Source organism: Nocardioides sp., assembly GCF_036405735.1.
In the GTDB taxonomy this organism is placed as follows: domain Bacteria; phylum Actinomycetota; class Actinomycetes; order Propionibacteriales; family Nocardioidaceae; genus Nocardioides.
On record NZ_DASWXC010000089.1, the window covers coordinates 26,871 to 33,423 of the forward strand.

Sequence of the window (6,553 nt, forward strand, 5' to 3'; positions counted from 1 at the left end):
GGTCGTGTCGATCGGGCGGTGTGCCGTTCGACCTGGGAGTGAGAGGGTCGATCAGGATCCTCACCGACACCAGGAGCGATGAGATGAAGTACATGCTGATCATGCGGGCGACCGACGAGGCCTACGCGCGGTTCGCCGACGTCGACTTCAACGAGATCCTCGAGACGATGGGCCGCTTCAACGACGAGCTGATCCGGGCGGGCGTGCTGGTCGCGGCCGAGGGTCTCGACGACGCCGCGAACGGCGTCGTGGTCGAGTACGGCGACGAGGAGCCCGTCGTGAGCGACGGTCCGTACGGCGAGACCAAGGAGCTGTTCGGCGGCTTCTACATCCTCGAGGTGCCCTCGATCGACGACGCCGTCGCCTGGGCGAAGCGGATGCCGGCCGGACCGGGCATGAAGACCGAGATCCGGCGGGTCCCCTCGATCGACGAGTTCCCGCAGGACAACCCGTGGATCCAGAAGGAGCGGGCGTGGCGCGAGGCGACGGGGCAGCTCTGACGGTCGACCCCCGTGCCGCCGTCGAGGCGGTCTGGCGCATCGAGTCGGCCCGCCTCGTCGGCGCGCTCGCGCGCTACACGGGTGACTTCGAGCTCGCCGAGGACGTGGCCCAGGACGCCCTGGCCGAGGCGCTGGTGGCCTGGCCGCGCGACGGCGTACCGGACAACCCGGGCGGGTGGCTGCTCACGACCGGCCGGCGGAGGGCTGTCGACGCCTTCCGCCGCCGGTCGGCCCGGGACGCCAGGTACGCCGCGATCGGGCACACCGTCGAGACGGTCGTCGAGGACGAGAGGTGGGACCCCGACGTCATCGACGACGACGTGCTGGCGCTGATGTTCGTCGCCTGCCACCCGGTGCTGAGCCGGGACGCGCGGGTGGCCCTCACGCTGCGGGTGGTCGGCGGCCTGACCAGCGAGGAGATCGCCCGCGCCCTGCTGCTGCCGCTGCCCACGCTGCAGGCGCGGATCACCCGGGCCAAGAAGACCCTCACCGCCGCCCGGGTGCCGTTCGCGGTGCCACCGGCCGACGAGCGCCCCGCCCGACTGGCCTCGGTGCTCAACGTCCTCTACGTCATCTTCACCGAGGGCTCCTCCGCGACCTCCGGTGACGCGTGGATCCGCCACGACCTCGCCCGCGAGGCGGTGCGGCTGGCCCGGGTGGTGACGCGCCTGGAGCCGGCACCGGAGGCGTTCGGACTGCTGGCGCTGCTGGAGCTGACGGCCGCCCGGTTCCCCGCGCGGACCGATGCCGCGGGCCGGCCCGTGCTGCTCGAGGACCAGGACCGGCACCGCTGGGACCGCTCGGCCATCACCCGCGGCCGGGCGGCGCTCGCGCGTGCGTCCCAGGGCGCCGGCCTGGGTCCCTACGCGCTGCAGGCGGCGATCGCCGAGTGCCACGCCGTCGCCCCCTCGGTGGCCGACACGGACTGGGAGCGCATCGTGCTGCTCTACGAGGGGCTGCGCCAGGTCGCCCCGTCCCCGGTGGTGGACCTCAACCACGCCGTGGCCGTGTCGATGGCCCGCGGGCCCGAGGCCGGCCTGCGGCTGGTCGACGAGCTCGCGGAGAGCGGGTCGCTGCTGCGCTACCACCCGCTGCACGTCGTACGGGCGGAGCTGTTGCGGCGGCTGGGCCGCTTGGCCGAGGCGCGCGCCGCCTTCCTGCGCGCTGCTGAGATGTGCGGCAACGCCGCCGAGCGGTCGGTGCTCGAGGATCGAGCACACGGGGTTACCGACAGGTAACCCCGGGGTTAGGATGATGGGCATGAAGCGCGACATCTACGACGAGGACCACGAGGCGTTCCGCGCGTCCGTGAAGCAGTGGCTCGACCGTTCGGTCATCCCCCACACGGAGAAGCACATCGCCGAGAAGGCACTGCCCCGTGAGTTCTGGACGGAGGCTGGCGCCAACGGCTTCCTGGGGCTGTCGATCCCCGAGGCGTACGGCGGCTCGGAGGCCGGCGACTTCCGCTTCAACGCGGTGATCAACGAGGAGCTCGCCAAGGTCGGCGCCGCCTACCCGACCTGCTTCGGCATCCACTCCGACATCACCGTCCCCTACATCGTCGAGCTCGGCACCGAGGAGCAGAAGCAGCGCTGGCTGCCCGGCGCCGCCTCCGGTGACATCCTCACCGCGATCGGCATGACCGAGCCCAGCGGCGGCTCCGACCTCGCCGCCCTGCGCACCACCGCGGTGCGCGACGGCGACGAGTGGGTCGTCAACGGCTCGAAGACCTTCATCACCAACGGCTACAGCTGCGACCTCGTCGTCACCGCCGTGCGCACCGACCCGGAGAAGGGCCCCAAGGGCATCACCCTCTTCGGCATCGAGGCGACCAAGGAGGGCTTCAGCCGCGGTCGCAAGCTCGACAAGGTCGGCATGGAGGAGTCCGACACCGCCGAGCTGTTCTTCGAGAACGTCCGGCTGACCGACGCCGACATCATCGGCGAGCTCAACATGGGCTTCATCCACATGATGCAGAAGCTGCCGCAGGAGCGGATCATCTGCTCGGTCGCCAACATCGCGCACGCCAAGCAGATCCTCGTCGAGACGCTGCAGTACGCCAAGGACCGCAAGGCGTTCGGCCAGTCCATCGGCAACTTCCAGCACATCAAGTTCCTGCTGGCCGAGCTGTTCACCCAGATCGAGGTCGCCGAGGCCTACATCGACAAGTGCGTGGCCGCGCACGCCGAGGGCCAGCTGACCGCCGTCGAGGCGGCCAAGGCCAAGTGGTGGTCCTCGCAGGTCCAGAACGAGGTCCTGGACCACTGCGTCCAGATCCACGGTGGCTACGGCTTCATGAACGAGTACCGCGTGGCCCGCGCCTGGCGCGACGCCCGCGTCACCCGCATCTGGGCCGGCTCCAACGAGATCATGAAGGAGCTCATCGGCCGCGAGCTCGGCCTGTAGTGGCACCGCAGGGCGGCCACCCGGACACCGGGTGGCCGCCCTTTGCTTTGGCTCACCTTGCTTGTGGCCCCCACGGGGCGGCGCGACGATGGGACGCATGGCTGAGCTGGCAGATCTCTCGCACCACGAGCACGGCGACACCGAGGGGCTCGGCAACCGACTCAACTGGCTGCGCGCGGGTGTGCTCGGCGCCAACGACGGCATCGTCTCCGTGGCCGGCCTCGTCATGGGCGTGGCGGGCGCGACCGACGACCGCTCCGCGATCCTGATCGCAGGGATCGCCGCCGTGGCCGCCGGAGCGCTCTCCATGGGCGCGGGCGAGTACGTCTCGGTCTCGACCCAGCGCGACGCCGAGCTCGCCCTCGTGACCGCCGAGCAGCACGACCTCCAACGCATGCCGGAGGAGGAGCTGCGTCACCTCACCGCGATGCTCGAGGAGCGCGGCATGTCGCCCGAGACCGCGGCAACCGCCGCCCGCGAGCTGACCGAGTGGAACGCGCTGCGGGTGCACTCCTACCTCGAGTTCGGGATCGACGTCGACGACGTGACGAACCCGTGGTCGGCGGCCGCGGCGTCGATGGTCGCCTTCACCCTCGGGGCGCTGCTGCCGATGCTGACGATCCTGCTGCCGTCCCCGGAGCGGATCTACGTCACGGTGCTCGCCGTGCTGGTGGCGCTCGCCGTGACCGGGTGGGGCAGCGCGACGTTGGGCTTCGCCAACTGGCGCCGGGCGGCCCTGCGCAACGTCCTCGGCGGTGCCTTCGCGATGGGCGTGACGTACCTGATCGGGAGCCTGATCGGCACCCAGCTCGGCACCCAGCTCTGATGAGGCTGTTCGCCGCGGTGGTGCCGCCGGCCGCGGCACTGGAGGACCTCGACGAGTTCCTGGCCGTACGCCGGGATGCGGGGCCGTTCCGCTGGACGCTCGCCGACCACCTCCACCTGACGCTGGCGTTCCTCGCCGAGGTGCCCGACCGGTCGCTCGACGAGCTGGTCGAGCGGCTCGGCCGGGCCGCCGGCCGGCGTACGGCCTTCGCGACGGCGATCGCCGGGGGAGGCGCCTTCCCCAACGTGGCCCGCGCACGCGTGCTGTGGGCCGGGCTCGACCTGGACGACGCCGGGCGCACCGAGCTGGACCGGCTCGCCACCGGGGCGCGTGCGGCGGCCAGCAAGAGCGGGATCGAGGTGGAGGGGCGCCGCTTCACCCCGCACCTGACCGTGGCGCGCCTCGGCCGCCCGCAGGAGGTGACGAGGTGGGTCCGGCTGCTCGACGGCTACCGCGGCCCCGCCTGGAGCGTCGACACGCTCACGCTGGTGCAGTCGCACCTCGGGGAGGGCCCGAGCAAGCGGCCACGGTACGAGGTGATCGAGGAGTTCCCGCTCGCCCGCTGACGCCCGTGTGCGGGCGGCCGGTCCGGGGTCAGTGGGCGAGGCCGTAGAGCCGGTCGCCGGCGTCGCCGAGCCCGGGGACGATGTAGCCCTTCTCGTTGAGCCGCTCGTCCACCGCCGCGGTCACCACCGTCACCGGGACGTCGAGCCCTTCGAGACCGGCCTCGAGCTTCGCGAGGCCCTCGGGGGCGCACAGCAGTGTGATGCAGGTGATGTGGTCGGCGCCGCGATCGGTGAGGAACCGGATCGCGGCCGCGAGGGTGCCGCCGGTGGCCAGCATCGGGTCGAGCACGTAGCACTGCCGGCCGGACAGGTCCTCGGGCAGGCGCTCGGCGTACGTCGTCGCCTCCAGCGTCTCCTCGTTGCGGACCATCCCCAAGAAGCCCACCTCGGCCGTCGGCAGCAGCCGCATCATCCCGTCCAGCATGCCGAGGCCGGCGCGCAGGATCGGGACGACCAGCGGGGTCGGCCGGGCCAGGTGCACGCCGGTGGTCGGCGCGACGGGCGTGCGGATGTCGTGGGACTCGATGCGCACCTCGCGGGTCGCCTCGTACGCGAGCAGCATCACCAGCTCGTCGGTCAGCGAGCGGAACGTCGGGGAGTCGGTGCGCTCGTCTCGCAGCGTGGTCAGTTTGTGGGCGACGAGCGGGTGGTCGACGACGTGGGTGCGCATGGGCGCACCCTAACTCCCGGGCGGGTCCGCCCCTATCCGCGCGAACCCCCGCGAAAGGGGTTGGCCCGGGGGTGAGCGTCTGCCACCCTGGGTGACATGGCTGGCGTCGAGGATCAGATCGAAGGCGTGGACTTCGCGCTCGCGGTCTACCGTGATGACGGCGTCTGGCAGGTCCAGGAGCTCGCGCACGACCTGCTGACCGACGTCGACGCGCTCGCGCACGCCCTGCGGCGGTTCCCCGGCGACGGCGGCGCCTTCGGGCTGATCGGCATCGACGAGGACTTCTTCGTGATCCTGCGGGTGATGGGTGCCTCGGTCAGCGTGCTGCTCTCCGACGTGACCGCCGCCGAGGAGTGGGAGCTGGCGGCCAGCGTCGTGGAGCATCTCGGCCTGCCCATGCCCGAGGAGGAGGACGAGCCGGAGCCGGCCGGCGACCTCGGCCTGCTGGCCGACGTCGGCGTCAGCGCGATGGACATGGGCGCCCTGCTCGACGACGTCGACCTCTACCCCGACGAGATGCTCTCCGAGGTCGCCCGGGCGATGGGCTTCGGGGAGCTGTTCGACGACGCCGTCGGGCTCGCCAGCGCCTGAGCGTCCCGGACGTCATACGATCCGGTCGCCATGGCAGCCAGCTCGTACGATGTCGCGATGACCGCCGCCCTCGTGGAGGCGCGCGCAGCACTGGCGACCGGCGACGTCCCGATCGGGGCGGTCGTCGTCGCCGAGGACGGAACCGTGGTCGGCCGCGGCCGCAACGTGCGCGAGGCCGACGCCGACCCGACCGGGCACGCCGAGGTCGTTGCCCTGCGGGAGGCCGCCCGCGCGCGGGGGGAGTGGCGGTTGTCGGGCTGCACGCTCGTGGTGACCCTCGAGCCCTGCACGATGTGCGCCGGCGCCGCCGTGCTGGCGCGGGTGGACCGCGTGGTCTTCGGCGCCTGGGACCCCAAGGCCGGCGCGGTGGGCTCGCTGTGGGACGTCGTCCGCGACCGGCGCCTCAACCACCGCCCGGAGGTGGTCTCCGGGGTCCTGGCCGAGGAGTCGGCTGCGCTGCTGGAGGCGTTCTTCGCGGCCCGGCGCGACCCGCTGGCCTGACCCGGGCCGATTTCCGCGGCCCGCGACGTCTCCGGTAACGTCTCTCCCGGTGTCGTGTCCGAGCGGCCTAAGGAGAACGCCTCGAAAGCGTTTGTGGGTGCAAGCCCACCGAGGGTTCAAATCCCTCCGACACCGCCAGCCAGAACGGCCCCCGATCCGTCGGGGGCCGTTCTGCGTCTCCAGGGGCCTCCAGGCGTCCGCAGGCGTCAGGCCCGGCCAGGTCGGGACATGTGCGGGACACGTCGCTCTGTCGCTCGGGACATCGGGGCCGTCATCGTCGGGGCCGACGCCGGCCTCGGGTGCCGCGTCGACCCCCACGCATCCGCGGCATCGCGCGGCGGCAAGCGGACCGCAAGTCGGACGCAAGCCGCCAGGTCTTCCCTTGCCTCGGATACCCCTGCACTGCCCCGAGGAGCCGACGTTGTCTCACCCCCACCTGCCCCGCCACGCCCGCCGCCGGCGTGCGCGCATCGCCGCCGGCGTCGCCGTGCGC

At 72.2% G+C, this 6,553-nt stretch carries 8 protein-coding genes and 1 tRNA gene; 8 read left to right on the forward strand and 1 reads right to left on the reverse strand.

Translation table 11 applies throughout. The annotated features are described in order from the left end of the window. The first annotated feature begins 83 nt into the window (after window positions 1-83). The 5 genes from VGE38_RS14440 (at window position 84) to thpR (ending at window position 4,298) form a co-directional block, all read left to right on the forward strand. The gene (locus VGE38_RS14440) at window positions 84-500 is read left to right on the forward strand and encodes a YciI family protein (RefSeq protein WP_331143250.1); all 417 of its coding nucleotides are present in this window, start codon (window positions 84-86) and stop codon (window positions 498-500) included. Then, window positions 473-1,738, forward strand: a complete 1,266-nt coding sequence (locus VGE38_RS14445; protein WP_331143251.1) for an RNA polymerase sigma factor — start codon at window positions 473-475, stop codon at window positions 1,736-1,738. Before VGE38_RS14440 ends, VGE38_RS14445 begins: the two co-directional genes overlap by 28 nt. Before the next feature lie 22 nt (window positions 1,739-1,760). After that, window positions 1,761-2,906: an acyl-CoA dehydrogenase family protein gene (locus tag VGE38_RS14450; RefSeq protein ID WP_331143252.1), complete on the forward strand. Its 1,146-nt coding sequence runs from the start codon at window positions 1,761-1,763 to the stop codon at window positions 2,904-2,906. A gap of 97 nt (window positions 2,907-3,003) precedes the next feature. Further along, window positions 3,004-3,732, forward strand: coding sequence for a VIT1/CCC1 transporter family protein (locus VGE38_RS14455; RefSeq protein WP_331143253.1), 729 nt, complete (start codon window positions 3,004-3,006; stop codon window positions 3,730-3,732). After that, on the forward strand, window positions 3,732-4,298 hold the full coding sequence (gene thpR, locus VGE38_RS14460; RefSeq protein WP_331143254.1) for an RNA 2',3'-cyclic phosphodiesterase: 567 nt from the start codon (window positions 3,732-3,734) through the stop codon (window positions 4,296-4,298). The genes VGE38_RS14455 and thpR overlap by 1 nt, the downstream gene beginning before the upstream one ends. Before the next feature lie 28 nt (window positions 4,299-4,326). On the opposite strand, the gene upp is transcribed toward thpR, so the two are convergent. Then, the gene (upp, locus tag VGE38_RS14465; RefSeq protein WP_331143255.1) at window positions 4,327-4,968 is read right to left on the reverse strand and encodes a uracil phosphoribosyltransferase; all 642 of its coding nucleotides are present in this window, start codon (window positions 4,966-4,968) and stop codon (window positions 4,327-4,329) included. A gap of 96 nt (window positions 4,969-5,064) precedes the next feature. On the opposite strand from upp, the gene VGE38_RS14470 reads away from it, so the two are divergent. The 3 genes from VGE38_RS14470 (at window position 5,065) to VGE38_RS14480 (ending at window position 6,198) form a co-directional block, all read left to right on the forward strand. After that, window positions 5,065-5,559 carry a tRNA adenosine deaminase-associated protein gene (locus VGE38_RS14470; RefSeq protein ID WP_331143256.1) on the forward strand — a complete coding sequence of 165 codons (495 nt, stop codon included), beginning with the start codon at window positions 5,065-5,067 and terminating at the stop codon, window positions 5,557-5,559. A 30-nt stretch (window positions 5,560-5,589) separates the two neighbouring features. After that, entirely contained in the window at window positions 5,590-6,060 is a 471-nt protein-coding gene (gene tadA / locus VGE38_RS14475; RefSeq protein WP_331143257.1) for a tRNA adenosine(34) deaminase TadA, read from the forward strand. Window positions 6,061-6,108: 48 nt separating this feature from the next. Beyond that, window positions 6,109-6,198 (forward strand) — tRNA-Ser (locus VGE38_RS14480). Window positions 6,199-6,553: the final 355 nt, after the last annotated feature.

What these genes read in the sequence shown, in the direction of transcription:
- thpR (WP_331143254.1), top strand. Translation starts at nt 3,732, where the DNA reads ATGAGGCTGTTCGCCGCGGTGGTGCCGCCGGCCGCGGCACTGGAGGAC.
- tadA (WP_331143257.1), top strand. Translation starts at nt 5,590, where the DNA reads ATGGCAGCCAGCTCGTACGATGTCGCGATGACCGCCGCCCTCGTGGAG.
- VGE38_RS14450 (WP_331143252.1), top strand. Translation starts at nt 1,761, where the DNA reads ATGAAGCGCGACATCTACGACGAGGACCACGAGGCGTTCCGCGCGTCC.
- VGE38_RS14455 (WP_331143253.1), top strand. Translation starts at nt 3,004, where the DNA reads ATGGCTGAGCTGGCAGATCTCTCGCACCACGAGCACGGCGACACCGAG.
- VGE38_RS14440 (WP_331143250.1), top strand. Translation starts at nt 84, where the DNA reads ATGAAGTACATGCTGATCATGCGGGCGACCGACGAGGCCTACGCGCGG.
- VGE38_RS14470 (WP_331143256.1), top strand. Translation starts at nt 5,065, where the DNA reads ATGGCTGGCGTCGAGGATCAGATCGAAGGCGTGGACTTCGCGCTCGCG.
- upp (WP_331143255.1), bottom strand. Translation starts at nt 4,968, where the DNA reads ATGCGCACCCACGTCGTCGACCACCCGCTCGTCGCCCACAAACTGACC.